This window comes from Vibrio sp. NH-UV-68 (assembly GCF_042940635.1).
GTDB lineage: Bacteria > Pseudomonadota > Gammaproteobacteria > Enterobacterales > Vibrionaceae > Vibrio > Vibrio pacinii.
Genome location: NZ_CP134975.1, coordinates 2,257,187 through 2,280,716 on the forward strand (window position 1 = coordinate 2,257,187; position 23,530 = coordinate 2,280,716).

General features: G+C 45.5%; 26 protein-coding genes. 20 read left to right on the forward strand and 6 right to left on the reverse strand.

Annotated features, from left to right (window positions below):
* Positions 1-347 precede the first annotated feature (347 nt).
* From rsxA to gloA, 8 genes are read left to right on the forward strand one after another with little or no spacing between them, the layout of a single operon-like run.
* Positions 348-929, forward strand: a complete 582-nt coding sequence (gene rsxA / locus ViNHUV68_RS10185) for an electron transport complex subunit RsxA (protein ID WP_038173008.1) — start codon at positions 348-350, stop codon at positions 927-929.
* Entirely contained in the window at positions 929-1,513 is a 585-nt protein-coding gene (rsxB, locus tag ViNHUV68_RS10190) for an electron transport complex subunit RsxB (RefSeq protein ID WP_038173009.1), read from the forward strand. The genes rsxA and rsxB overlap by 1 nt, the downstream gene beginning before the upstream one ends.
* 8 nt (positions 1,514-1,521) lie before the next feature.
* The gene (gene rsxC, locus ViNHUV68_RS10195; RefSeq protein WP_391087920.1) at positions 1,522-3,942 is read left to right on the forward strand and encodes an electron transport complex subunit RsxC; all 2,421 of its coding nucleotides are present in this window, start codon (positions 1,522-1,524) and stop codon (positions 3,940-3,942) included.
* Complete coding sequence (gene rsxD, locus ViNHUV68_RS10200) at positions 3,942-4,988, forward strand: electron transport complex subunit RsxD (RefSeq protein WP_038173012.1); 1,047 nt, start codon at positions 3,942-3,944, stop codon at positions 4,986-4,988. Before rsxC ends, rsxD begins: the two co-directional genes overlap by 1 nt.
* A gap of 9 nt (positions 4,989-4,997) precedes the next feature.
* The gene (gene rsxG / locus ViNHUV68_RS10205) at positions 4,998-5,633 is read left to right on the forward strand and encodes an electron transport complex subunit RsxG (RefSeq protein ID WP_391087923.1); all 636 of its coding nucleotides are present in this window, start codon (positions 4,998-5,000) and stop codon (positions 5,631-5,633) included.
* Positions 5,626-6,318, forward strand: a complete 693-nt coding sequence (locus ViNHUV68_RS10210; RefSeq protein WP_038173014.1) for an electron transport complex subunit E — start codon at positions 5,626-5,628, stop codon at positions 6,316-6,318. The genes rsxG and ViNHUV68_RS10210 overlap by 8 nt, the downstream gene beginning before the upstream one ends.
* 45 nt (positions 6,319-6,363) lie before the next feature.
* Complete coding sequence (gene nth, locus ViNHUV68_RS10215) at positions 6,364-7,005, forward strand: endonuclease III (RefSeq protein ID WP_391087926.1); 642 nt, start codon at positions 6,364-6,366, stop codon at positions 7,003-7,005.
* Positions 7,006-7,017: 12 nt separating this feature from the next.
* Positions 7,018-7,434 carry a lactoylglutathione lyase gene (gene gloA / locus ViNHUV68_RS10220; protein WP_038173016.1) on the forward strand — a complete coding sequence of 139 codons (417 nt, stop codon included), beginning with the start codon at positions 7,018-7,020 and terminating at the stop codon, positions 7,432-7,434.
* A gap of 65 nt (positions 7,435-7,499) precedes the next feature.
* On the opposite strand, the gene motY is transcribed toward gloA, so the two are convergent.
* Positions 7,500-8,381, reverse strand: coding sequence for a flagellar protein MotY (gene motY, locus ViNHUV68_RS10225; protein ID WP_038173017.1), 882 nt, complete (start codon positions 8,379-8,381; stop codon positions 7,500-7,502).
* 198 nt (positions 8,382-8,579) lie between these two features.
* On the opposite strand from motY, the gene rnt reads away from it, so the two are divergent.
* Both rnt and ViNHUV68_RS10235 read left to right on the forward strand, forming a co-directional pair.
* The gene (gene rnt / locus ViNHUV68_RS10230) at positions 8,580-9,230 is read left to right on the forward strand and encodes a ribonuclease T (protein ID WP_391087929.1); all 651 of its coding nucleotides are present in this window, start codon (positions 8,580-8,582) and stop codon (positions 9,228-9,230) included.
* 36 nt (positions 9,231-9,266) lie between these two features.
* Complete coding sequence (locus ViNHUV68_RS10235; protein ID WP_038173019.1) at positions 9,267-10,592, forward strand: Na+/H+ antiporter family protein; 1,326 nt, start codon at positions 9,267-9,269, stop codon at positions 10,590-10,592.
* An 89-nt stretch (positions 10,593-10,681) separates the two neighbouring features.
* Here the strand turns inward: ViNHUV68_RS10235 and bamC are convergent, their stop codons facing one another.
* Both bamC and dapA read right to left on the reverse strand, forming a co-directional pair.
* Entirely contained in the window at positions 10,682-11,707 is a 1,026-nt protein-coding gene (gene bamC / locus ViNHUV68_RS10240) for an outer membrane protein assembly factor BamC (RefSeq protein ID WP_038173021.1), read from the reverse strand.
* A 54-nt stretch (positions 11,708-11,761) separates the two neighbouring features.
* Positions 11,762-12,640 carry a 4-hydroxy-tetrahydrodipicolinate synthase gene (dapA, locus tag ViNHUV68_RS10245; RefSeq protein WP_038173022.1) on the reverse strand — a complete coding sequence of 293 codons (879 nt, stop codon included), beginning with the start codon at positions 12,638-12,640 and terminating at the stop codon, positions 11,762-11,764.
* A 297-nt stretch (positions 12,641-12,937) separates the two neighbouring features.
* On the opposite strand from dapA, the gene ViNHUV68_RS10250 reads away from it, so the two are divergent.
* The 6 genes from ViNHUV68_RS10250 (at position 12,938) to ViNHUV68_RS10275 (ending at position 16,990) form a co-directional block, all read left to right on the forward strand.
* Positions 12,938-13,480 carry a glycine cleavage system protein R gene (locus ViNHUV68_RS10250; protein WP_038173023.1) on the forward strand — a complete coding sequence of 181 codons (543 nt, stop codon included), beginning with the start codon at positions 12,938-12,940 and terminating at the stop codon, positions 13,478-13,480.
* Between the two features lie 12 nt (positions 13,481-13,492).
* Positions 13,493-13,960 (forward strand): thioredoxin-dependent thiol peroxidase, encoded by a 468-nt coding sequence (gene bcp / locus ViNHUV68_RS10255; protein ID WP_391087934.1) that lies wholly within the window; start codon positions 13,493-13,495, stop codon positions 13,958-13,960.
* A 613-nt stretch (positions 13,961-14,573) separates the two neighbouring features.
* Positions 14,574-14,915, forward strand: coding sequence for a hypothetical protein (locus ViNHUV68_RS10260; RefSeq protein ID WP_391087936.1), 342 nt, complete (start codon positions 14,574-14,576; stop codon positions 14,913-14,915).
* 166 nt (positions 14,916-15,081) lie between these two features.
* On the forward strand, positions 15,082-15,528 hold the full coding sequence (locus ViNHUV68_RS10265; RefSeq protein WP_391087939.1) for a hypothetical protein: 447 nt from the start codon (positions 15,082-15,084) through the stop codon (positions 15,526-15,528).
* Positions 15,512-16,393, forward strand: coding sequence for a cytolethal distending toxin subunit B family protein (locus tag ViNHUV68_RS10270; RefSeq protein ID WP_391087942.1), 882 nt, complete (start codon positions 15,512-15,514; stop codon positions 16,391-16,393). Before ViNHUV68_RS10265 ends, ViNHUV68_RS10270 begins: the two co-directional genes overlap by 17 nt.
* Positions 16,394-16,426: 33 nt before the next feature.
* Positions 16,427-16,990 (forward strand): hypothetical protein, encoded by a 564-nt coding sequence (locus ViNHUV68_RS10275; RefSeq protein ID WP_391087945.1) that lies wholly within the window; start codon positions 16,427-16,429, stop codon positions 16,988-16,990.
* 73 nt (positions 16,991-17,063) lie between these two features.
* On the opposite strand, the gene ViNHUV68_RS10280 is transcribed toward ViNHUV68_RS10275, so the two are convergent.
* The 3 genes from ViNHUV68_RS10280 to ViNHUV68_RS10290 form a co-directional block, all read right to left on the reverse strand.
* Positions 17,064-18,935: a methyl-accepting chemotaxis protein gene (locus tag ViNHUV68_RS10280; protein WP_038173029.1), complete on the reverse strand. Its 1,872-nt coding sequence runs from the start codon at positions 18,933-18,935 to the stop codon at positions 17,064-17,066.
* A gap of 206 nt (positions 18,936-19,141) precedes the next feature.
* The gene (locus ViNHUV68_RS10285; RefSeq protein WP_391087947.1) at positions 19,142-20,206 is read right to left on the reverse strand and encodes an AI-2E family transporter; all 1,065 of its coding nucleotides are present in this window, start codon (positions 20,204-20,206) and stop codon (positions 19,142-19,144) included.
* The gene (locus ViNHUV68_RS10290) at positions 20,207-20,434 is read right to left on the reverse strand and encodes a sulfurtransferase TusA family protein (RefSeq protein WP_038173032.1); all 228 of its coding nucleotides are present in this window, start codon (positions 20,432-20,434) and stop codon (positions 20,207-20,209) included. It lies immediately after the preceding gene.
* Between the two features lie 232 nt (positions 20,435-20,666).
* Here ViNHUV68_RS10290 and ViNHUV68_RS10295 point away from each other — a divergent pair, with 232 nt between their 5' ends.
* The 4 genes from ViNHUV68_RS10295 to ViNHUV68_RS10310 are packed head-to-tail and all read left to right on the forward strand — an operon-like array spanning position 20,667 to position 23,484.
* The gene (locus ViNHUV68_RS10295) at positions 20,667-22,121 is read left to right on the forward strand and encodes a M48 family metalloprotease (RefSeq protein ID WP_391087950.1); all 1,455 of its coding nucleotides are present in this window, start codon (positions 20,667-20,669) and stop codon (positions 22,119-22,121) included.
* Positions 22,122-22,141: 20 nt separating this feature from the next.
* The gene (arsC, locus tag ViNHUV68_RS10300) at positions 22,142-22,486 is read left to right on the forward strand and encodes an arsenate reductase (glutaredoxin) (RefSeq protein ID WP_038173034.1); all 345 of its coding nucleotides are present in this window, start codon (positions 22,142-22,144) and stop codon (positions 22,484-22,486) included.
* Positions 22,483-23,052: an NAD(P)H:quinone oxidoreductase gene (gene wrbA / locus ViNHUV68_RS10305; RefSeq protein WP_391087953.1), complete on the forward strand. Its 570-nt coding sequence runs from the start codon at positions 22,483-22,485 to the stop codon at positions 23,050-23,052. Before arsC ends, wrbA begins: the two co-directional genes overlap by 4 nt.
* Positions 23,053-23,484: a DUF2069 domain-containing protein gene (locus ViNHUV68_RS10310; RefSeq protein ID WP_038173036.1), complete on the forward strand. Its 432-nt coding sequence runs from the start codon at positions 23,053-23,055 to the stop codon at positions 23,482-23,484. It begins immediately after the preceding gene.
* The last annotated feature ends 46 nt before the right edge of the window (positions 23,485-23,530 follow it).

Below are 23,530 nucleotides of genomic sequence, written 5' to 3' on the forward strand. Positions count from 1 at the left end.
CAAAAAGCCGTGTCGAATGACGCGGCTTTTTCGTATCTGTCGCCACCGGTAACTACACAGTTTCGATCTTTGAGTAATCCGATAACACGTCAAAATATTCTGCTTTAAGATGGATTTGTTAAGAGCTTCAAAGACTAAGCCACTATCAGCGCTTACTGGCCAAACGGCTAGAAGCCCCTCATTTAAGTAACATCAGTGATTCGCCGAAATAATCATGGTAACTCAACTTTTTCAGCCCAGTTTCGTATAATTTTTACTCGATAACATAAAACCTTATCTTTCCTTGGTTGTTATTAGGCAGTCAAAGCAGGATAATATGAGGATCGGAATTTCTACTATATAAAATTATGACCGAATATTTTTTGTTGTTAGTCGGCACCGTGCTGGTCAACAACTTTGTACTGGTGAAGTTTCTTGGCTTGTGTCCATTTATGGGTGTTTCAAAAAAACTTGAGACGGCCATTGGAATGGGGTTGGCGACAACGTTCGTCTTAACCCTCGCCTCCGTGTGCGCGTATCTGGTTGAAAGTTACATTTTGGGCCCACTCAACCTCGAGTATTTACGCACGATGAGCTTCATCTTAGTGATTGCTGTCGTGGTTCAATTTACCGAAATGGTAGTGCACAAAACCAGCCCGACGCTCTATCGTCTATTGGGTATTTTCTTACCACTGATCACAACCAACTGCGCGGTACTTGGTGTCGCTTTACTTAACATCAATGAAAATCACAATTTTATCGAGTCAATCATTTATGGCTTTGGCGCGGCGGTTGGCTTTTCGTTGGTTTTGATCCTATTCGCTTCGATGCGAGAAAGAATTGCCGCCGCCGATGTTCCTATGCCGTTTAAAGGCGCGTCTATCGCGATGATCACTGCTGGACTGATGTCGTTGGCCTTTATGGGCTTTACTGGTTTGGTGAAGTTATAATGAGCTCAATTCTAATCGCAATTATTGCAATTGCTGCTTTAGCGGCTATTTTCGGTGCCGCTCTGGGTTTTGCCTCGATTCGATTTAAGGTCGAAGCCGATCCTATTGTTGACCAAATCGATACTATCTTGCCTCAAACCCAATGTGGCCAATGTGGCTATCCTGGCTGCCGCCCTTATGCGGAAGCCATCGCCAACGGTGACGAAATAAACAAATGTCCACCGGGCGGGCAAGCAACGATTGAAAAACTAGCCGACTTAATGGGCGTCGATGTCCCAGACTCAGCACACGACCTGGAAAACGCAGTGAAAACGGTCGCCTTCATACACGAAGATATGTGTATTGGCTGCACCAAATGTATTCAAGCCTGTCCGGTCGACGCTATCGTTGGTGGAACAAAAGCCCTGCACACGGTCATTAAGGATGAATGTACTGGCTGTGATTTATGTGTTGCTCCCTGCCCAACAGACTGTATTGAAATGATCCCTGTAGAAACCACTACAGCGAATTGGAAGTGGCAAATGGACGCCATTCCTGTTGTTGATATTACCAATTCTGCGCCAAAGCAGAATGACGTGAATTAAGGGCTGGTATGTCGTCATTAATCGAACAAATTAAATCGGGATCGCTGTGGAACTTCCCCGGCGGTGTTCACCCTAGTGAAAATAAAACACAGTCACTAAAGACCAGTATTGCGCGCGCAGAGATTGCTAATGAGCTTGTGCTACCTATAAAGCAGCACATTGGTAAACCCGGCATGATCATCGTTAACGTCGGTGATCATGTACTCAAAGGCCAAGCTCTGACTAAATATGACACCAGCTTTATGCTACCTGTCCATGCCCCCACATCGGGAACGGTTAGCGCCATTGAATTAAGAACCACAGCGCATCCTTCAGGTTTGAGTGAGTTGTGTATTGTTATTACACCTGACTTTGAAGAACGCTGGATTGAACGCCAACCTTGGGCCAATTTTAGCGACCATACCGGTGAAGAACTCATCGAGAAAATCCGCCAAGCGGGTGTTTCTGGTATGGGTGGCGCAGGTTTTCCTACCGCAAAAAAAATTCAGGCTGGTCATGCTCGTACCGAGGTATTTATTGTCAATGCAGCAGAGTGTGAGCCTTACATCACTGCAGACGACAGCTTAATGCGCGAGCACGCCGAAGAGATCGTTAAGGGCATTGAGATTGTCGAACACATTCTCAAACCCAAATTAACCGTGATTGGTATTGAGGACAACAAACCACAAGCCGTCAAAGCTCTTCAACAAGCGGCTCAGCACAAAGACATTGTCATCCGTGTCATTCCAACCAAGTACCCATCCGGTGGCGAAAAGCAACTGATCAAAATCCTCACCAACAAAGAGGTCCCCAATGGTGGTATTCCTGCCGATATTGGTTTGTTGGTCCACAACGTTGGCTCTTTGTACGCGATAAAACGCGCAGTATGCGACGGCGAACCCTTGATTGAACGCGTCGTAACCCTGACTGGTAACACTTTCAAGCAACCACGTAATGTCTGGACGCTGCTCGGAACGCCCGTTGAAGCACTACTTAACGAGTTTGGCTATCAAGCAGATAAGAGGTTGCCGCGTTTGATTATGGGCGGACCAATGATGGGCTTTACACTTCCCCATGCGCAGGTACCGATCACCAAAACATCTAACTGTATCTTGGCACCTACTCGCAACGAGATCTCACCGGATCACCACGAGATGGCCTGCATCCGGTGTGGAGAATGTGCAGATGTGTGTCCCGCTTCACTTTTGCCGCAACAATTGCAATGGCATGCCAAGGCCGAAGAGTATGAAAAATGCGAAGAGCTCAATCTTAAAGATTGTATCGAGTGTGGTGCTTGCGCTTTTGTCTGCCCAAGCGAAATTCCCTTGGTCCAGTACTATCGCCAAGCCAAAGCGGAAATAAACACCCGCAAAGAAGAAGCCGAAGCAGCAGAACGAGCGAAGATTCGTTTTGAAGAAAAGAAAGCACGTATGGAGCGCGATAAAGCGCAACGCGAGAATCGCTTTAAGAAAGCGGCCCAAGATCGCCGCAAAGAGATGAAAAAATCGGGCGGTGATGATGCCGTTGCCGCCGCTATCGCTCGCGTTAAAGCGCAAAAATCACAGCAAAGTGACGCTGAGCCTAAAGTCAAACCGGCCGTAGCGGCTGCCATTGCTAAAGCAAAAGCCAAACAAGCAGCGGCTTTAGAACAAGGCAATTCAGAGCCTGATAACACAGAAATGGCGAAGTTGCGTGAAGAGCGCAAACGTCAGGCTCGTGAGCGCAAAGCGCAGAAAGAACAACAAGCCGAAGAACCATCGGCTGAAACCAGCGAATCAACCGCTGGCGATGCGAAGAAAGCCGCTGTTGCGGCCGCGATTGCCAGAGCCAAGGCGCGCAAATCCGAGCAAACGCAACAAGCCGAAGAGCCATCGACTGAAACTAGCGAATCAACCGACGGCGATGCCAAGAAAGCCGCCGTTGCGGCCGCGATTGCCAGAGCCAAGGCGCGCAAAGCCGAGCAAACGCAACAAGCCGAAGAACCATCGGCTGAAACCAGCGAATCAACCGCCGGCGATGCCAAGAAAGCCGCGGTTGCGGCCGCGATTGCCAGAGCCAAAGCGCGCAAAGCCGAGCAAACGCAACAAGCCAAAGAGCCATCGGCTGAAACTAGCGAATCAACCGCTGGCGATACCAAGAAAGCCGCCGTTGCGGCCGCGGTTGCCAGAGCCAAAGCGCGCAAAGCCGAGCAAACGCAACAAGCCGAAGAGTCATCGACTGAAACTAGCGAATCAACCGCTGGCGATGCCAAGAAAGCCGCCGTTGCGGCCGCGATTGCCAGAGCCAAGGCGCGCAAAGCCGAGCAAACGCAACAAGCCGAAGAGCCATCGGCTGAAACTAGCGAATCAACCGACGACCCAAAGAAAGCCGCCGTTGCGGCTGCTATTGCCCGCGCCAAAGCGCGTAAAGCAAACAAAGAACAACAAAACCACACTGAGGAGAAAGAGTAGTGGCCTTTTTTATTGCCAGCTCACCCCATGCGCATAACCGCAGAAGCACTCCTGATCTCATGAAGTGGGTGGCTTTGTGCGCCCTACCAGGACTTATTGCGCAATGCTACTTCTTTGGCTGGGGGACAATTATTCAACTCGCTCTGGCGATTGCGATCGCACTGAGCCTTGAGGCCTTAGTGATGGTGGCGAGAAAACGTCCACCAACATCAGCATTAAGGGACAACAGTGCGTTAGTCACCGCCTGGCTACTTGCCATTGCTATTCCACCACTTTCCCCTTGGTGGATCATCGCAATTGGTTTGGTTTTCGCCATCGTGATCGCTAAACATCTCTACGGTGGAATCGGCCAGAACCTGTTTAACCCGGCGATGGTGGCCTATGTTGTGCTATTGATCTCGTTTCCTGTCCAAATGACCAGTTGGATTTCTCCAACCGAATTGCAAGCGACAACTATCTCAAGTGGTGATGCGTTTTCACTGATTTTTACAGGTTTTAATTTAGAAGGCTTATCACTGCAACAACTGCGAACGGCTATTGATGGCGTGACAATGGCGACTCCGCTTGATTCACTCAAAACATCGTTGCGCGCAGGCAATACGCTCAGTGAAGCCATGTCTGCACCTCAATTTTCTGGTCTTGCGGGTATCGGCTGGGAGTGGGTTAACCTCGCTTATCTGGCCGGCGGCTTAATGCTGATTAAACTGCGCGTTATCAACTGGCACATTCCGCTAGGCTTCTTAGTTAGCTTAAGCATTATGAGTGGTCTATTTGCTCTATTGGCACCGGGGACAACCGCCTCACCATTGATCCATTTGTTATCAGGCGCAACCATGCTGGGGGCATTTTTTATCGCAACCGACCCTGTGTCAGCGTCAACCACCGTCAAAGGCCGTTTGATCTTTGGTGCCTTTATTGGTGCTATAGTCTTCATTATTCGTAGTTGGGGAGGTTTCCCCGACGGCGTGGCATTTGCAGTACTGCTTGGCAATATGTGTGTCCCTTTGATTGATTACTACACCAAACCAAGAACCTACGGACACTAAGGATTCATCATGCTAAATGCGATTCGAAAAAATGGTGTCATTCTTGCCGTTTTTGCCTGTGCATCATCCGGTGTTGTCGCACTGACTCATTACCTGACTGAAGATAAGATCCAACGCCAAGAGCAGCAGCAGTTATTGTCGGTTCTCAATCAAGTCATTCCACATCCACTGCACGACAATGATCTTTATCAGGCCTGTACCTTGGTCAGCGATCCTGCATTGGGTACGCAAACAGCGATGCCCGTTTATATGGCAAGCTTGAACGGTCAACCCTCTGCCCTCGCGATCGAAGCCATCGCTCCCGATGGCTACAACGGTGCTATCAAGATTATTGTCGGCATTAAGCAAGACGGAACCATTAGTGGAACGCGTATCCTAAGCCACCAAGAAACGCCGGGACTTGGTGATAAAATCGACCTACGTATTACGGATTGGATTCTTGGTTTCTCAGGAAAATCAGTCTCACAAGACAATCTGGCTGATTGGAACGTACGTAAAGATGGCGGCCAGTTTGATCAATTTACAGGCGCAACCATCACACCTCGAGCGGTGGTCAAAGCGGTCAAAAACACCGCGCTGTTTGTGAACGCCAACCGCGAGCAAATTCTCGCTCAACCACTAAACTGTGGAGGCAATGATGAGTGAACATAAAACCCTAATTAAAAATGGCTTGTGGGATAACAACCCCGCCTTAGTGCAACTACTCGGACTCTGCCCGTTGTTGGCCGTTTCTTCAACGGTCACCAACGCTTTGGGGTTGGGTATCGCCACGTTATTGGTTTTAGTCGGATCGAATGTCACTGTCTCATTAGTCCGTGACTATGTGCCCAAAGAGGTTCGGATTCCAATCTTTGTGATGATCATTGCTGCACTGGTCACCTGCGTTCAGTTGTTAATGAGTGCCTACGCTTACGGTCTTTATCTATCACTCGGCATCTTCATTCCGTTGATTGTGACTAACTGTATTATTATCGGCCGCGCCGAAGCCTTTGCCTCAAAAAATGATGTGCTTCCTGCCGCCCAAGATGGATTCTGGATGGGACTGGGTATGACCAGTGTACTGGTCCTCCTTGGTGCTATGCGTGAGTTGATCGGCAATGGAACATTATTTGACGGCGCTGATTTACTGCTCGGTCAGTGGGCAACATCACTGCGTATTGAAGTGTTTCAATTCGACAACAGTTTCTTACTCGCACTTTTACCACCGGGTGCATTCATTGGTGTTGGTTTGCTCATCGCACTGAAAAACATCATCGATAAACAAATTGAAGCGCGTCAACCAAAGCAGAAAAAGCAGACCATAGAACGCGCCCGAGTTACCAACGCATAACAGACCAATCCTTAAATTGGCATTCGCACTGGAAAGCAGCTTTAAATGAATAAAGACAAACGAAGATTAATACTAGAACGTTTAAGGGAGAATAACCCTAACCCTCAAACTGAGCTCAACTGGAGTACACCATTCGAGCTGTTAATTGCAGTGCTGTTATCCGCACAAGCAACGGATGTCAGCGTTAACAAAGCGACAGATAAGCTCTATCCGGTTGCGAATACGCCACAGGCTATATTTGCTCTCGGCGTTGAAGGCGTAAAAAAGTACATCAAAACAATTGGCCTGTTTAACTCTAAAGCAGAGAACGTCATTAAGACCTGTAAAATCCTGATTGACCAACATGGCGGTGAAGTTCCACAAGATCGTGATGCCTTAGAGGCGCTCCCCGGAGTCGGTCGAAAAACCGCTAACGTCGTGCTCAACACCGCCTTTGGTTGGCCAACCATCGCGGTCGATACGCACATTTATCGCGTCTCCAATCGGACAAAGTTTGCCATGGGCAAAAACGTCGATCAGGTAGAAGAAAAGCTGCTTAAAGTGGTGCCCAAAGAGTTTAAACTCGATGTCCACCACTGGCTGATTTTACATGGCCGCTATACTTGTGTAGCACGAAAGCCCCGTTGCGGCAGCTGTATTATTGAAGATCTTTGCGAATTCAAAGACAAAGTATACCCAGAAAATTAGGAGAGCAAGACAATGTCAAATGGCAGAATTCTACACACTATGCTTCGCGTTGGTGACTTGGATAAGTCAATCAAGTTTTACACCGAGGTCATGGGAATGCAGCTACTGCGTACCAATGAAAACAAAGAGTACGAATACACCTTAGCGTTTGTCGGTTACGGAGATGAAGCGCAAGGTGCAGTGATTGAGCTGACCTACAACTGGGGAACGACTGAGTATGATCTAGGCAGTGCATTCGGTCACATCGCTATTGGCGTTGATGATATTTACTCAACGTGTGATGCGATCAAAGCCGTTGGCGGCAACGTAACGCGCGAGCCGGGCCCAGTGAAAGGGGGAACCACCCATATCGCTTTTGTCAAAGACCCAGATGGCTATATGATTGAGCTAATCCAAAACAAACAAGCGAGCGCAGGTTTAGCGGGTTAATCACAGCTTTAACCGCTTCAAAAAAACAAAAAGCCAGCATTGCTGGCTTTTTCTCTGTACGAGTCTTAAACCTGTGTTCGACCTAGCGAGATCACCACGCGGCGGTTTTTATCTCTGCCAAGTGGAGAGGCATTGTCATCAACAGGGCGACGTTTGCCATACCCCTGAACCTGAATCCGGTCTTCAGGCAATCCTAACGATTTAAAATAGTTTTGCAGGACTTCAGCTCGTTTCTCTGACAAGCTTTGACTGACACTTTTGCTATCAACCGCATCCGTGTACGTTGACACTAACACCAGATCGATATCTTGATTGTGTTTAATATACTCTGCAATCTGCGCTAATCGTTTTTGTGACTGTTTATTGAGTTCGACACTGGTTCTGTCGTAATGCAAGATGGTAAACGCGATATCCTCGAAACTGTATGGCAGTAAATTAGCAATACAGTCGCTAAATACGTTGTATGACGGCTGAAACAACACCGAAGAAAGCCCCACTTCTATCCGCTCATCGCGGCTGCGCCACTCTTGATAACTGAAAGTGGGATAGCGCCCTTTTTCAAGTTCGCCTAAAATATTCCATGCCGTTTGCCCACCAACATAACCATCAAATTGTTGAAAAAATCGGATCGTATTTAGACGCGTAGCCCCCTCGCCTGGTCGCCATGCAGGCGGCATAGAAACCAAACTCACATCACGCGTTTTTCCCATTGGACGCTTCATTTTCAACTCGAAATCAAGGCTGATTTTTTTACTCGCATACGAGGAAAATACCGCATCACCATAATTAGGGATCGGGTGGACTAAGCGACACTCCAAAGGGGTATTGGCAACCATTTGCCACGTTGATTGCTGTGGTTTAGCGACATAGTGTTTATCCAGCGCAACGGCACTGGTACTGATTGACACTAATACGGTCGCGACTGTGGTAGCAAACAACTTATTCATACTGCAATTAATCTCTTTATTTGCTTGAGCAGCTCAACGTTGCCGCTCGATTCTCTACCAAAATTAGAAAGCAAAAAGCACGCCAACACATTTGTATAGGACAAATCGCCAACGTTTCTTTTTCAAACAGGATTAACGGTTTTTCTCACGCCAAGAATCTGTAATAATGCCAGCCCTGTCACATTAAAATAAGCACACATGACTATAGAAAACGAAGCATTGACGCTAAAAAAACGATTTCGTGGCTACTTTCCGGTTGTTATTGATGTTGAAACCGCAGGATTTAACGCTAAAACAGATGCCCTACTCGAAATCTGTGCCGTCACCTTAAAAATGGATGAGAACGGCACACTTTGTCCTGCATCAACTATTCATTTTCATGTTTCTCCTTTTGAAGGTGCCAACTTAGAAAAAGAGGCGCTTGAATTTAATGGCATTCGCGACCCATTTAGCCCACTTCGTGGAGCGGTGACAGAAGAGGAAGCGCTAAAAGAAATTTATAAACTTGTACGTAAAGAACAAAAAGCAGCGGATTGTAGCCGTGCAATTATTGTTGCTCACAACGCCAACTTTGATCACAGCTTCGTGATGGAAGCAAGCGAACGCTGCAAGTTAAAACGTGTCCCATTTCATCCCTTCGCGACCTTCGATACCGCAACACTCAGTGGTCTCGCTTATGGCCAAACCGTATTAGCCAAAGCATGTAAAGTCGCCGGGATGGACTTTGACAATAAAGAAGCCCACTCAGCCCTTTATGATACTCAAAAAACGGCCGAGCTCTTTTGCGGCATCGTTAATAAGTGGAAAGCCCTTGGCGGGTGGCCATTGATTGAGTCAGATGCCGAATAAACACAATAAAAAGTAAACACAACTCACGAGTATATTATGAACCCTGTTGTCATTTCTGTCTGCATTATGCTGGCTTTAGCCCTGATGCGAGTCAATGTCGTCGTCGCACTGACCTTCAGTGCCATCGTCGGCGGTTTAGTCGCTGGTATGGATCTCAACCAGTCAATCGCTGCATTTGAAAGTGGGCTTGGTGGTGGTGCAACCATCGCTTTAAGTTACGCTATGCTTGGTACTTTCGCGGTTGCGATCTCTCGCTCAGGTATTACCGACCTGTTGGCCAATAGCGTGATTAAACGCATCCATGGTCAAGAGAATGCCTCTGCCTCAACTGGTCTTAAGTACGCCGTGCTGATCGCACTGGTCTTAGTCACTATGTCTTCACAAAATGTCATTCCAGTTCACATCGCCTTTATCCCGATTTTGATTCCACCTCTTTTAGGCGTCTTTGCCAAGCTTAACCTTGACCGCCGCATGATTGCTTGTGTGCTGACTTTTGGTCTCGTTACCCCTTACATGGTGTTACCGATCGGTTTTGGCGGTATTTTCCTCAACAATATTTTGCTTAAAAACCTTCATGACAACGGCCTTGAGAATGTCGTGGCAAGCCAAGTGCCTGTCGCAATGCTGCTACCAGCAGCGGGAATGATCTTTGGTTTGTTAACAGCGATTTTCTTTACTTACCGTAAACCTCGCCAATACCCGGAAACTGAGTTAACTCATGTTAATCAAGACACCAAAGCTATCAACAAGAAAAACATTGTTGTGGCTGCTGTGGGCATTATCGTAGCCCTTGGCGCGCAGCTCTCAACTGGCTCAATGATTGTCGGTGGTTTAGCTGGTTTTATGGTGTTCACTTTTGGTGGCGTAATCGCTTGGAAAGAGACCCATGATGTGTTCACAAAAGGGGTTCACATGATGGCAATGATTGGCTTTATCATGATTGCAGCAGCGGGTTTTGCGGCAGTGATGAAGCAAACCGGAGGGGTTGAGTCTTTGGTTGAAGCCTTATCAACCAGCATTGGCGACAATAAACCTCTAGCGGCATTATTGATGTTGGTTGTTGGTCTATTGGTGACAATGGGGATTGGTTCATCGTTCTCAACCATTCCGATTCTCGCGACTATCTACGTGCCACTGGCGGCGGCATTCGGTTTTTCACCGATGGCAACCATTGCATTAGTCGGCACTGCAGCAGCGCTTGGCGATGCGGGCTCACCAGCTTCAGACTCAACCTTAGGCCCAACCTCTGGCCTGAACGCTGATGGACAGCACGAGCACATTTGGGAGACCGTTGTACCAACCTTTATCCATTACAACATTCCGTTAATTGTCTTTGGTTGGCTAGCAGCAATGACGCTGTAAACGGTACCTGCAACGATCGATAAGCCACAAAAAAAGCTGACTTGATGTCAGCTTTTTTATTATGTGGTGCAAGATAAATGATCGATGGCTTATTGCACTTGCTTCTCGGCAATCACGGCGAATACTGGCACCATATCTTCAAGCAACTGCTCCTCAACCGGTTTACCCGTCGAATCTGTCACGTTAATCGATGTACGGTTCCCAAGATCACCAAACAGGAAGGTGTAGGTTCCTGGAGCAAGGTTAATCGGTTTCACACCAATTTCATCCCAAAACTCATCATCAGGCGCCGCGTACTTAGCTTTAACCGTGCCCTGAGATTGATTACGCTCTTCAAGCGTAAAGCCCATCGCAGGCAGGATGTTCGGCAGGCGATTCCACAACACGTTGTAAGGTGAACGCGCAATGATCACGGGGAAACCGCTGCGGTCAGAGCCCATGGTCACTTGTATGTTCTTAACTAATTGCTCGGCTTTACGTGCCGCTTCCTCTCGGATGTCTAAATCGTAGCGTGCTGTCACTAAGTTGGTCATCAGAGCATTATAGCGCTCCTTATTGGTTGCCGTGACTGGTCTTACTTCGCCCCCTTCACGCCAATCAACCAGTGATATTCTAAATCCATGGCGACCACCCGCAGAAACACGGTCAATTTGGTAACGCGCACCAAGTTCAACATCTTCATCTTCAGCAACCCAACTAACCCAGTCGGTCTCGATAAGCGTCAATGTCTGCTGGCGAATGGTAATATTTTGCTCTTCGATCATCTCAAGCGCGGTTTGCCACACTTTATCGACTTCATCTTCGCGTAATAACCATAAGGTGGTTTCTCCCTGCTTATGCTCGGCTCTAGCACCTGGAATAAGTTCTAGGATTTGTTGCGGCGGACGAATATCCACTTCACGGCCAATACCACCAGCGAACTCACCTTGAGGGATTCGATAGTTAGGGTAAAACTGTGGTTCGGCATCTTGTGGTAAGTTCCACTCTTTCGACGCTGGCGTATCGAGATATTCAAAATCATCTTTCGCCTGACGACGCTGATTTGCACCACCTGAACATGCGCTCAAAACAAAAACAGCTAGTGAACTGAGAACTAGCTGGTGAGAAAATTTCATTGAAACTCCTGATCGTATTTTGCCGGAATCACTTCCGGCAAGGTCTCTTCATATTTAGACAATGCGCGCATCCGTCATTGCTTGCGTCACAATTGGTCGAGCCTGCACGGAGAGCTCGGTCAAAGGTAAGCGTAAACCGCCGTGCTCAATCAGACCCATTTGGTGTGCTGCCCACTTAACTGGAATCGGGCTCGACTCAACAAACAGATTTTTGTGCAGAGGCATCAGGCGTTGGTTAATGATTTCCGCTTCATCGAACTTACCTTCACTGGCTAGACGGAACATCGTCGCCATGTCTTGTGCAGCAATATTATTCGTGACTGAAATCACACCGTTACCACCTTGCTTGACAAAATCAAGGCCTGTCGAATCGTCACCACTTAGTAAGATAAAATCTTCGCCACAAAGTTCACGGTGAATTGAAATTCGGCTTAAATCGCCAGTGGCATCTTTTAGCGCAACGATGCTGTCAATCTGTGACAATCTCGCGACGGTTTCAGGAAGCAAGTCCACTGCAGTGCGACCCGGGACGTTATATAGAATCTGGGGAACATCACTCTCTTCAGCAATGGCCTTGTAATGCTGATACAAACCTTCTTGTGTTGGTTTGTTGTAGTATGGGGTAACACTTAAACAACCCGCGATACCTGAGTTGTTAAGCAAACGACTGAATGTCACCGATTCATGAGTAGCGTTTGCCCCCGTACCAGCAATCACAGGAATTCGGCCATCGGCAAATTCGACGGTCTTCATTACCACCTTGACATGCTCTTCAATCGTCAGCGTAGAAGATTCACCGGTCGTTCCGACAGCGACAATGCCATTACTGCCCGCGGCGACATGGTAGTCTACCAGCTTCTTCAGGCTCACGTAGTCGACTTCGCCATCGAGATTAAATGGTGTAATTAACGCTACAATACTTCCTGAAAACATGTCCTTCTCCCTAAAATAGTTACTAATCGCATGGTACTGTAAGGCGATTGAAAAAGACAAGCGCTTAACGCCGCTTAAATCACCTAAATGAATGAATATTTATCAGATGTTAGATATTTGGCAAATTACGCCTCTTATTTCACGCTGTGTCAGTCGCAAGTGATAATTTCTTGCCTATATTGGCCTGACTCAAAATCCCGCCAACTCAACCGAGAAAACGTTCGACGGTCATTTTTATCACGCGCTTCTGTGCTAAGCTAAACGACTAATAAACATAACTTTGATAAGAGTGAAACTATGACTCAACATCTCGTGATTACAGCGGTAGGAACCGACCGCCCAGGCGTATGCAACCAAGTTGTGCACCTGGTCACTCAGTCTGGATGCAACATTGTTGACAGTCGTATCGCTTTATTTGGCAACGAATTTACCCTGATTATGCTACTTTCTGGTTCTAACTCGGCGACCACTCGAGTCGAAACGACGCTTCCATTACTTGGACAACAGCATGATCTGATCACGATTATGAAACGTACCTCTCCACACGCTCATCTCGATCATACGTACACACTCGAAGTGTTCGTAGAGTCTGAAGACAAGCCTGGGCTAACAGAAAAGTTCACCAACTTTTTTGCTGCGAAAGAAATAGGTCTTTCATCACTTAGTGCTCAAACCATTGATAAAAATAAAATCGGCTCCGAAAATAATCAGTTTCACATCGCCATCACCGCGACGGTCGAATCAGAATGTAATCTGATGCAACTTCAAGAAGAGTTCGACACACTGTGTCACTCGCTCGAAGTTCAGGGGTCACTCAATTTCATAAAAAACAGTCAATAAAAAGGAATCTTCATGAACACGCTGACAGCAGGCACTCCCGCTCCTGAGTTCTCTCTTCTTGACCAAAATGGCGAAACCGTCACATTAAGCGACTTTAAGGGCAAAAAAGTCCTGTTCTATTTTTACCCTAAAGCCATGACGCCAGGCTGTACTGTTCAAGCGCAAGGATTACGTGACGTTAAGGCTCAATTAGAGCAACACAATGTAGTGGTTCTTGGTGTGAGCATTGATCCGGTAAAACGCTTGGGTAAATTTATTGAACGCGATCAACTCAACTTCACCCTACTCTCAGATGAAGATCATGCCGTTGCCGAACAGTTTGGTGTGTGGGGCGAGAAGAAGTTTATGGGAAAAATTTACGATGGTTTACATCGCATTAGCTTCCTTATCGACGAGCAAGGCATGATTGAACACGTATTCAATAAATTTAAGACCAAAGACCATCATGAAGTTGTTTTAGACTACCTAAGCAGCAAGTAACTCCTAATTTGCAAACGGAGTCGGTGCTACTAGTACTGACTCTGCTTTGGAACCGCTTAACGAGCTTTCGAACTGCTATCTTCACTAGATTCATCAATCAATCTAGCTGTCATTTCAAGAGCCTTGTGCTTATCCGTTTCAGAAAGCTTATTCAGGTTCACAGCTAACTCAGCAGAAACCTCATCTTCACAAAAAAATAGCTCAAAGGGGCTCTGTTTCCTTATTCGAGTTCAGGTGCAAAATCGCCTAATAATTATCCATATTAGTTGGGCGATTTTGCACCTGAAGTCGAATTAAAGAAAAAACAAAGAAAATAACCGCTTAATCAATAAATGAGTGATTGCAGCTGTTTCTAAAAACACTGTTTCACCTAAAATTCTGGCGAAGCATGAGCACATGATTCAATATGTACTGGCCTATAAAAAATAAAGGATTTCATATAAAAATATCATCCTCCAGTTAATTATGCATACTTAACAACTTTAACTCCTCGAAGTTAAATAAATTCAGGATGAGGTTGATCATTTTATATTGACACTTACTGCCGAGAAAAGGAGATGCCTTAACTTTATATTTAAACTTTACTTTATATCTAAAAATGGAGACCAATATCATGAAAAATATAACCATACTTTTTACAATTCTCTTTTTTTTAACAATAAACAATGTATACGCTTATCCCGGAAGAAGCTTACAAGGATTATGCGACACAAGAACTTACCATGAGTCAAGACGCATTAAAGCCATTAATGTTTCTACCGAAAACAATGCATATGCAATGAATATTCTCATTGACAACGACTGGTATTACTTAAATTTAAAAGAAGGATATAGCAATGTAATTCCTCGCGCTGAAATGTTCAAACTAGCACAATTTGCGTTTGATAGAAATTTATTTGTTAACGTTTGTACTGGTACTGACTATATAACAGGAATTGAAATAACCTCACCATAAAGACATTAATACAAAGCAAGTCATCGGCTCTATAATTTATATTTATAGAAGCAAAATTAAATTACCGAGAATTTAATTTATGATTTTCATTATTTCCTTGTTATGCATGTTAACTTCATTTTTTTCATACTCTAATTGGTATGTAGAAGGAAACAATGTATCTATAATGTCCAACAAGTATGGAACGCTAATTTACACTTACTATAGATCAGCTGGTTCTGCTCTTGATGCAGATGAGCCTTATTACCTTGATTCTCCAACATATAAACTTACCAGTCATTGGGAGGTGTGGTATACAAAAGGGTCACATGTACAACTAAAGAGTAAAGATACGAATATGTGTATCGAACGTGCGCAATATCCAGATGAACCTATAATACAGAATCCTTGTAAATCTGACTACAACAAACAATATCTAGAAAGAATACCAACAGATGATGGATCATTTTTATTACGCTTCAAAAATACGCATTACTGTATAATAACTATCTGGGGAGGAGCACATTACTATCCATATATGGAGACTTGCCCACCTCTTAATAGTAAGGTCGATTCGAAATTTTTATGGTCCTTTATTCCTATATTTGGAGATGCTTATGTTCCTAGCAAGTAAAAATATAACGGCCACAATTATTCTATGTTTCCTTTATTTGGGAAGTGTTCAAGCCTCTAAGGATATTAGAGACTTTAGAACCGGAAATTGGAATATGCAAGGCGCTGCTGGAGATATAGGCAGTAGATGGACGAATGAAGTAAGGCGTATGGTTACAAATGGTCAAATTGATGTGTTGAGCTTACAAGAATCTGGCCATATACCCAACATTCGTGAGATGACACGTTTGGCCGAGCCTGGAAGTCATACTGGGATCCGCCTTGATGGTGGAAGATTTATAAATGGAATTCTTACAGAGCACGCTTGGAATATAAGAACTCGAGCAAGAGACGATCCAATTCAAAGGTTCGTTTACCATATTGATCATGATACTGGTGCTGGCCGTGTCAATGTGGCAATCGTCTCTGCAAGTAGAGCAAGTCGAGTTATCATTCTTCCCCCATATGCCTCATATCCGGCAGTAAGACCTATATTAGGAATTCAGGTAGATGGTGTTTATTTTTTTTCGATTCATGCCTCTGCTAGTAGAGGGGCTGATGCAGTAGGGATCATAAGAAGAATAAGGCAATATTTTATTGATAACAATCTGCAAACATCACAATTCATTATTTTAGGTGATTATAACGTAGAGCCAGACACTCTACGCCAACGATTAGAAGTTCGAGACCCTGATCTTTTATCGGAATTGACTATTTTCTCCCCCAATGAAGCCACTCATTTATCACGAACGACACCAAGAACGCTAAACTACTCAGTAGCAGGTTGCTTGTCTGGGAACAGTATATTGTTGAATGCACTGCAGCCAAACATAATACCAGAATTTAGATCAGACCATATAGCTGTGATGTACAGTAAGAAGCAGTAATTAAAAGTCATCAACTATTTATTTAGGTGATTTATGAAATTTATTTTTATACTAATTTTTTTTATTTATAATAATGCTTATGCAGTAGATACTTTTAGGGTGGAAAGTGACATAGGTATAATGTCTCATAAATATGGGGCATTAATCGTTGCTTACTACGAAGATTATCAGATTAAGCTTCAGGAACCATATTATTTAGATCCATCTTATTTAGACCATTCAACTTGGAATCCTATATTCGCTAATGGCGGTGTTATTCTATATAACAAGAAAAAACATTTATGTATTCAATTTAAATATGGAGATCTCACCGCTCCATATGCATCCACTTGTTATCTTAAGAATTTGGGTAATGCGAATAACTTGGATAGCTTGGATAGCTATACGTTTAGGAGAATACCATCGATACAGGGATCTTTTTTATTACAATTCAAAAATACCGAATTGTGTTTACTTGCTAAGTGGCTTGGCTCTATCTACTATCCCTTCATTACAAAATGTCCTGAATTAAATGACGATGTCGATGTGGGTTTTTTGTGGTCATTTGTTCCTAAAGTAGGGAGTAGTTTTGCAGCACAGCCGTTGTCAATCAACTAATCGCTGTTTCTTTCATTTGTCCAACCAATAAAACGCCAGCAATACGTGCTGGCGTTCTTTTTCTCTTCAGTGCTTAGACGATAAATTTATTCAAAATCGCATCTTGCTCGCGTACATTTTCCGTCTGTACTTGCATGGCGATATTTGAGTTTTCAGCCGACTCTGCTACTTGTGTCGACAGGTCTTTTATTTTAACAGTGTTACTGTTGATCTCTTCTGCAACCAAACTTTGTTCTTCAGCCGCCGAAGCAATCTGCATATTCATATCACTAATGCGCTGAATTGCTTCTCGAATACGCTGCAATGCACCATCAGCGGCTTGCGCTTTATCCACGGCATCAATCGCGGTGTTTTTACTCTCTGTCATCGCTGCCGAAACGGAGCTTGCACCAGCTTGCAACTGCTCGATCATATTACGAATTTCGGTTGTTGACTCTTGTGTTCGTTGGGCAAGGGTACGGACTTCATCAGCCACTACCGCAAAACCGCGACCAGACTCACCGGCACGCGCCGCTTCAATTGCCGCATTCAGTGCCAATAAGTTGGTTTGATCGGCAATGTCGTTGATGACTTTCAAAATGGTTTCGATGTTGGCCGTTGCCGACTCTAAACCGTGAACTTCTTCAACCGCTTGATCAATACGAGCAGACAAGTTGTCTATCGAGACAGTGGTTTGACTTACTACAGATGAGCCATCAATGGTGGCATCATCGGCTTCTTTTGCAGCGGCAGCGGCGCCCTGAGCATTATTGGCAACCTCTGTCGCCGTGACCGCCATTTCGTTCATCGCAGTTGCGAGCTGTTCTAGCTCTTCAAGCTGACTACGCATTGCCGTTGCCGACTCTTGCACACCACTGACCGTCATTTCCGTGCCACGCAGAATTTCAGCGCCAATCGCTTTTGATTGTTGTAACTGTTTCTGCAAAGTTTCGGTAAAGGTATTGAACCCCTCAGCTAACTCGGCAAACTCTTTGTCTGTGTTGGTATCTAAACGTTTAGTTAGATCCCCTTGTCCAGACGCAACATCCTTAATTGCATCGTTAAGCACAGCAAGCGGACGCATCAGAGCTTTGATTAAGAAGCTCAGTACGACGACGCTGAGGATAACCCCAATCACGACATACAAAATGGAACTGTTGCGCATATCCGTGACGGCGGCAAAAGCAATATCTTCATCAACGACCGCGCCGATATACCAGTTTTCAGACGGGACTTCTGTAAAGTGTACCAGCAGTTTTTTACCCTCTTGTTCAAAACGCTGATTACCCGCCTGAACTCTCGCTTGCGGGAGATACTTGGTGAGGTTTTCACCATTATTCGCCGAGTCTGGGTGAGCAATTGTTGTACCGTCAGCCGTGACAATAAAGAGGTAACCTGCATCTAACAAGTTGACGCTGTTAACTAAATCGGCCAAACCACCGAGTTCTAAATCATAGAACATACCAGCTATAAATTTGCCATTTTCTTTAACCGGTGTGCCGACAGAAATAATGACTTTCTTCGATGACACATCAATATAAGGGGCCGTGACAACCAAGGTGCCTTGCGCCTTAGCGTCTTTGTACCATGGGCGGATACGTGGGTCGTAATCTGGCCCGGCTTCCCAGCCATCATCATTCTCAACCACAAAGCCATCGGCTTCATAGCCAAAACCAACCGCCAGGAAGCTACCTTTAAGCTCTGGCTTTTCTAGAATATCTTTAACTCGTTGGCGATTTTGTGGATCAAGTTCAATCACTTCCGTCGTTGACTGAGCTAAAGACTTTTTACTGTCCATTTCTGATGTTACGGTATTTTTAACCCCTTTCACCATTTCGGTGAGGCTAGTATCGACAAGTGCCTCTACTTCTTTTTTCACAGTACTTAGTTGCTGAATCGACAACAGAGTCACTGTGACTAAGAGTAGTGCAGATGAAGCCGCAACGATTTTTTGGCTAAATTTCATATCTTCCCTCAATTAGTCAGCAAGCTTATTGTTATAATAGTTAATATAGTTATCGCCCAGCCTAACCTTTCCTTAAGAATTTTTTTACATTTCCTTACTTAAGTAAATTCCATATTAGTCAAAAATGCCAACTCTGGCACAAAAAAAAGCCTCAAAAGCAGTGCTTTGAGGCTTCATATGCAGCTAATTGGCTAATTAGAAAGTAATTATCCAGCGACTTCTTCTTCGTGACTTGGCAGCGCATTCCATACAGCTTTAACTAAAGTGGCCAGTGGAATCGCAAAAAAGACGCCCCAAAAGCCCCAAAGTCCACCGAAAACCAGCACCGCAACAATGATCGCCACCGGGTGTAAGTTTACCGCTTCGGAAAACAGCACGGGGACCAAGACATTACCGTCAAGCGCCTGAATGATGCCGTACGCAATCAGCAGCCAGTAGAATTGTGGTGTTAATCCCCATTGGAATAAGCCCACAATCGCAACAGGTACCGTCACCGCAGCAGCACCAATATAAGGAATCAATACAGATAAACCGACCGCCACTGCTAATAATACCGAGTAACGCAAATCAAGAATGGCAAACGTGATGTAGCTAACGCCACCAACGATTAAAATCTCCATCACCTTGCCGCGAATGTAATTTGAGATTTGATCATTCATCTCATACCACACTTTGTATGCCAAGCGACGATTACGCGGTAGCATGCCACTCGCCATCTCAATCATTTCGCGCTTATCTTTAAGTAAGAAAAACACTAGCAGCGGCACTAAAATTAAGTAGACAGCCAAAGTCGCAATACTGACTAAAGAGGCTAGCGAACCTTTAACTACCGTTTCACCCATATTAATTACTTGGTTTTTCGCATTGGTCACCAAGGACTCGACAATCTTGAGGTTTTCCAGTTCTGGGTAACGATGTGGCACCTGCGCGATAAACTCTTGCAGGCCGCCATACATACTCGGAATATCGTTAATCAGATTGCCAACCTGATGCCAAATCGTTGGCACTAAACCAAAGATGGCGACCAACATTAAACTAATGAAACCAAGGATCACCACCAGCACTGACAGCGTGCGTGGTATTCCTATCCGGCAGAGCTGAACAACGGGCCACTCTAACAAGTACGCCAAGACAATGGCCACTAGCAATGGCGCAATCAAGTTGCCAAAGAAGTAGATGGTAATAAAGCCAAACAGAAGAATCGCAACAAGACTTACTGCGTGTGGATCAGAAAAACGTCGCTTATACCAACGACTCACCATTTCAAACATTCAACAAGATTCCTTAGTGACTTGCATACGATAGTAACCTTCTGTTTCTTCACAACTAAGCGTGAATGCGTGCTGTTGAAGATAACGCGTAATATCACGCATCGAGCTCGGATCAGAGATAAGAATGTCGATATTGGTCCCCTGCTGCAGGCCATTTGTGTGACGTTTAGCAAGTAACAGTGCCAATGGGCAACGTTGATGGCGTAAATCCAAAATATTCGGTTCCATTCTGTGGCTCGATGCTTATTATTACCGTTGGATATTGTATAGTGTTTTTTTCTAAGCGTCAGTGCAAATAGTCATCGTAGTACACTGTTCTGACCAATTTTGACAACCAAGTCAAATTCACTGTTGTGGCGCGAGGAAACCTTTGCTGTGGTATGGTGTCCAAGCCTATAATCATCGCTGTATAAACCAGTGTGTGATGGAAAAGAACTCAAGGGAGCATCATCGTTCATCTATGTTTAAACGTACGCGTTCATTGGTCTGCTTATCTATAGCAGCCGCGTTAAGCACTCCGATACCAGTACAAGCTAACAGCTTAGATCTTCCAGATATTGGTACCACGGCCAGCAGCACATTAACCATTGCCCAAGAAATTCAGTACGGCGATGCCTACATGCGAATGCTGCGCAGCAGCCAACCGATCGTTAGCGATCCGGTCCTTAATGAGTATATAGAGAGCCTAGGCCATCGACTGGTTGCCAACGCGTCAGATGTCAAAACCCCGTTTACTTTTTTTATGATCCGCGATCGCAATATTAATGCGTTTGCCTTTTTTGGTGGCTATGTGGCCCTCCACTCAGGGCTGTTTCTTCATGCACAAAGCGAAAGTGAGTTAGCTTCTGTTGTGGCACATGAAATTGCCCACGTCACTCAGCGCCACTTAGCCAGAAGCATGGAAGATCAAGCTCGTCGCTCACCCGCGAACATGGCAGCTCTTGTGGGCGCGCTATTGCTTGCGATTGCCGCACCGGAAGCGGGAATGGCGGCCATGACGGCTGCAACTGCAGGCAATATTCAAGGCCAAATCAACTACACACGCAGCAACGAAAAAGAAGCAGATCGCTTTGGTATTAGTACCTTGGCCAGTGCAGGGTTTGATGTCAATGCCATGCCACGCTTCTTTGGTCGCCTTGCTGATGAATACCGCTATGCAAGCAAACCACCACCCATGCTGCTCACTCACCCATTACCAGAAGACCGCGTTACCGATAGTCGCGCTCGAGCACAAAACTATCCAGCGCGTCGGGTCGATCCGTCATTAAACTATCATTTAGCGCGAGCGCGTATTGTGGCTCGTTACGCTGGCATTGATGGCAAAGCGGCCAACGATTGGTTCGTCCGTACCGAAAAGAGCGCCCAACCGAGTGTTAAAGTGGCGTTTCAGTATGGCAAAGCCTTGGTCCTGCTCGACAATAAAGAATATGAGAAGGCGAGTGTGATTTTACAGCGCTTGTTAAAACAAGACCCAGACAATCGTTTCTATCTTGATGCTATGTCCGATGTGTATATCGGACTAAATCAAGAAGAACAAGCCCAATCCCTGTTGGCTAGCGCACTCAAGTCGGCGCCCAATAACCCAGTACTAAGCATTAATTATGCGAATGCTCTGATTCAGCAAGATAAAAACGAGCAGGCGATTAAAGTACTGCAACGCTACACCCATGATTATCCTAATGACATTAATGGTTGGAGCTTACTCTCGGATGCTAATATCAACTTAGGGATTAGTGATGAAGACTTAGCTGCTCGAGCAGAGATTCTTGCCCTTAAGGCCAACTGGAACAAAGCGATCCAATATTACACTCAAGCTAGTCAACTCGCTGAACTTGGAAGCTTAAAACAAGCCAGATATGATGCGCGGATTGACCAACTCATGGTGCAACGTGACCGATTCTTGGCACTACAATAAATAATACTCGGAGATTCACTATGTCAGTCGTGATATACCACAACCCTCGCTGCTCAAAAAGTCGTCAGACATTGACACTACTTGAAGTCAATAATGTACATCCACAGGTGATCACATACTTGGAGACGCCACCTAGTGTCGATGAGCTTAAAACCTTAATGACGCAGCTCGAAATCACTGATGTTCGTGACATGATGCGTACCAAAGAAGAGATTTATAAACAGCTCGAACTCAAATCGGCCGACGATGAGACACTGTTTAAAGCCATGGCAGAACACCCTAAATTGATTGAGCGCCCGATTGTGGTCGCTAATGGCAAAGCCAGACATGGCCGTCCACCAGAGCAAGTATTAGAGATCTTATGATCGGCCAAGTTGTCATTCTTTACTATAGCCGTCATGGCGCAACGCAATCACTCGCAAGGCAGATCGCACGCGGAGTTGAGTCGATTCCAAACTGCGAGGCTCTGCTGCGCACCGTTGCTGAAATTGATAACGAAACCCCGGCGGCTGATCCTGTTCTATCGCTAGCAGAATTGAAACAGTGTGACGCTCTCGCCATGGGCAGCCCTGTGTGGTTCGGCAATATGGCGGCACCGCTTAAACACTTCTGGGACAAAACAACCCCGCTGTGGATTGCAGGCGATCTGATCGATAAGCCAGCTTGTGTGTTCAGTTCATCGTCAAGCTTACATGGCGGACAAGAAACTACGTTGCAAAGTATGATGCTGCCGCTACTTCACCATGGCATGATGATCTTAGGAATCCCTTATTCTGAGCCAAAATTACATTCGACTCAATCGGGTGGCACACCGTATGGCGCGACCTCGGTTGCACAACATGGTTCGAGCTTAACCGCAGATGAAATAGAATTAGCCCAGCAACTCGGAAAAAGACTGGCTCGAACCGCATTAAAAATGAAGGAAGATTAAATGCAAGCGATGCAACCCACCACCAAGCTTTACCGCTTGTTAGCACTGTTTGGCAATTTAGCGCTCTTGGCGTGGATAGTGCTGTGGCAAATGTCTCTTTCACCGCATCCGCATATCAGCAGTACCACATTGGCGATAGCCTGGGCCATCCCACTGTTGCTGCCGCTGCCTGGCATTTTAGTCGGTAAGCCCTATACCCACGCTTGGGCCAATTTTGTCTTGATGCTCTATTTTTTGCACGCTTTTACTCTTCTTTACGTCGATAATGGCGAGCGTTGGTTAGCCGTTGTCGAGCTGCTACTCACTACAGCAGCATTTGCTGGCAATATTCTTTATGCCCGAGCTCGAGGAAAAGAGTTGGGCCTAAAGCTCAAACGTCTATCGAAAGTCGAAAAAGAAGAGCAAGCGCGCTTTGAGTCCAAGGAGCATTAATATTTGTTTCGAGAGTCAAACACGCAAAATTCAAAAAAGGTCTGGC

Coding starts and splice junctions, on each gene's coding strand:
- rsxC (WP_391087920.1), top strand. CDS start 1,522: ATGTCGTCATTAATCGAACAAATTAAATCGGGATCGCTGTGGAACTTC.
- ViNHUV68_RS10210 (WP_038173014.1), top strand. CDS start 5,626: ATGAGTGAACATAAAACCCTAATTAAAAATGGCTTGTGGGATAACAAC.
- ViNHUV68_RS10235 (WP_038173019.1), top strand. CDS start 9,267: ATGAACCCTGTTGTCATTTCTGTCTGCATTATGCTGGCTTTAGCCCTG.
- rnt (WP_391087929.1), top strand. CDS start 8,580: ATGACTATAGAAAACGAAGCATTGACGCTAAAAAAACGATTTCGTGGC.
- rsxG (WP_391087923.1), top strand. CDS start 4,998: ATGCTAAATGCGATTCGAAAAAATGGTGTCATTCTTGCCGTTTTTGCC.
- ViNHUV68_RS10270 (WP_391087942.1), top strand. CDS start 15,512: ATGTTCCTAGCAAGTAAAAATATAACGGCCACAATTATTCTATGTTTC.
- ViNHUV68_RS10285 (WP_391087947.1), bottom strand. CDS start 20,206: ATGTTTGAAATGGTGAGTCGTTGGTATAAGCGACGTTTTTCTGATCCA.
- wrbA (WP_391087953.1), top strand. CDS start 22,483: ATGATCGGCCAAGTTGTCATTCTTTACTATAGCCGTCATGGCGCAACG.
- gloA (WP_038173016.1), top strand. CDS start 7,018: ATGTCAAATGGCAGAATTCTACACACTATGCTTCGCGTTGGTGACTTG.
- ViNHUV68_RS10310 (WP_038173036.1), top strand. CDS start 23,053: ATGCAAGCGATGCAACCCACCACCAAGCTTTACCGCTTGTTAGCACTG.
- ViNHUV68_RS10290 (WP_038173032.1), bottom strand. CDS start 20,434: ATGGAACCGAATATTTTGGATTTACGCCATCAACGTTGCCCATTGGCA.
- nth (WP_391087926.1), top strand. CDS start 6,364: ATGAATAAAGACAAACGAAGATTAATACTAGAACGTTTAAGGGAGAAT.
- rsxA (WP_038173008.1), top strand. CDS start 348: ATGACCGAATATTTTTTGTTGTTAGTCGGCACCGTGCTGGTCAACAAC.
- ViNHUV68_RS10265 (WP_391087939.1), top strand. CDS start 15,082: ATGTCCAACAAGTATGGAACGCTAATTTACACTTACTATAGATCAGCT.
- bcp (WP_391087934.1), top strand. CDS start 13,493: ATGAACACGCTGACAGCAGGCACTCCCGCTCCTGAGTTCTCTCTTCTT.
- ViNHUV68_RS10275 (WP_391087945.1), top strand. CDS start 16,427: ATGAAATTTATTTTTATACTAATTTTTTTTATTTATAATAATGCTTAT.
- ViNHUV68_RS10295 (WP_391087950.1), top strand. CDS start 20,667: ATGTTTAAACGTACGCGTTCATTGGTCTGCTTATCTATAGCAGCCGCG.
- dapA (WP_038173022.1), bottom strand. CDS start 12,640: ATGTTTTCAGGAAGTATTGTAGCGTTAATTACACCATTTAATCTCGAT.
- ViNHUV68_RS10260 (WP_391087936.1), top strand. CDS start 14,574: ATGAAAAATATAACCATACTTTTTACAATTCTCTTTTTTTTAACAATA.
- arsC (WP_038173034.1), top strand. CDS start 22,142: ATGTCAGTCGTGATATACCACAACCCTCGCTGCTCAAAAAGTCGTCAG.
- bamC (WP_038173021.1), bottom strand. CDS start 11,707: ATGAAATTTTCTCACCAGCTAGTTCTCAGTTCACTAGCTGTTTTTGTT.
- rsxB (WP_038173009.1), top strand. CDS start 929: ATGAGCTCAATTCTAATCGCAATTATTGCAATTGCTGCTTTAGCGGCT.
- ViNHUV68_RS10280 (WP_038173029.1), bottom strand. CDS start 18,935: ATGAAATTTAGCCAAAAAATCGTTGCGGCTTCATCTGCACTACTCTTA.
- ViNHUV68_RS10250 (WP_038173023.1), top strand. CDS start 12,938: ATGACTCAACATCTCGTGATTACAGCGGTAGGAACCGACCGCCCAGGC.
- motY (WP_038173017.1), bottom strand. CDS start 8,381: ATGAATAAGTTGTTTGCTACCACAGTCGCGACCGTATTAGTGTCAATC.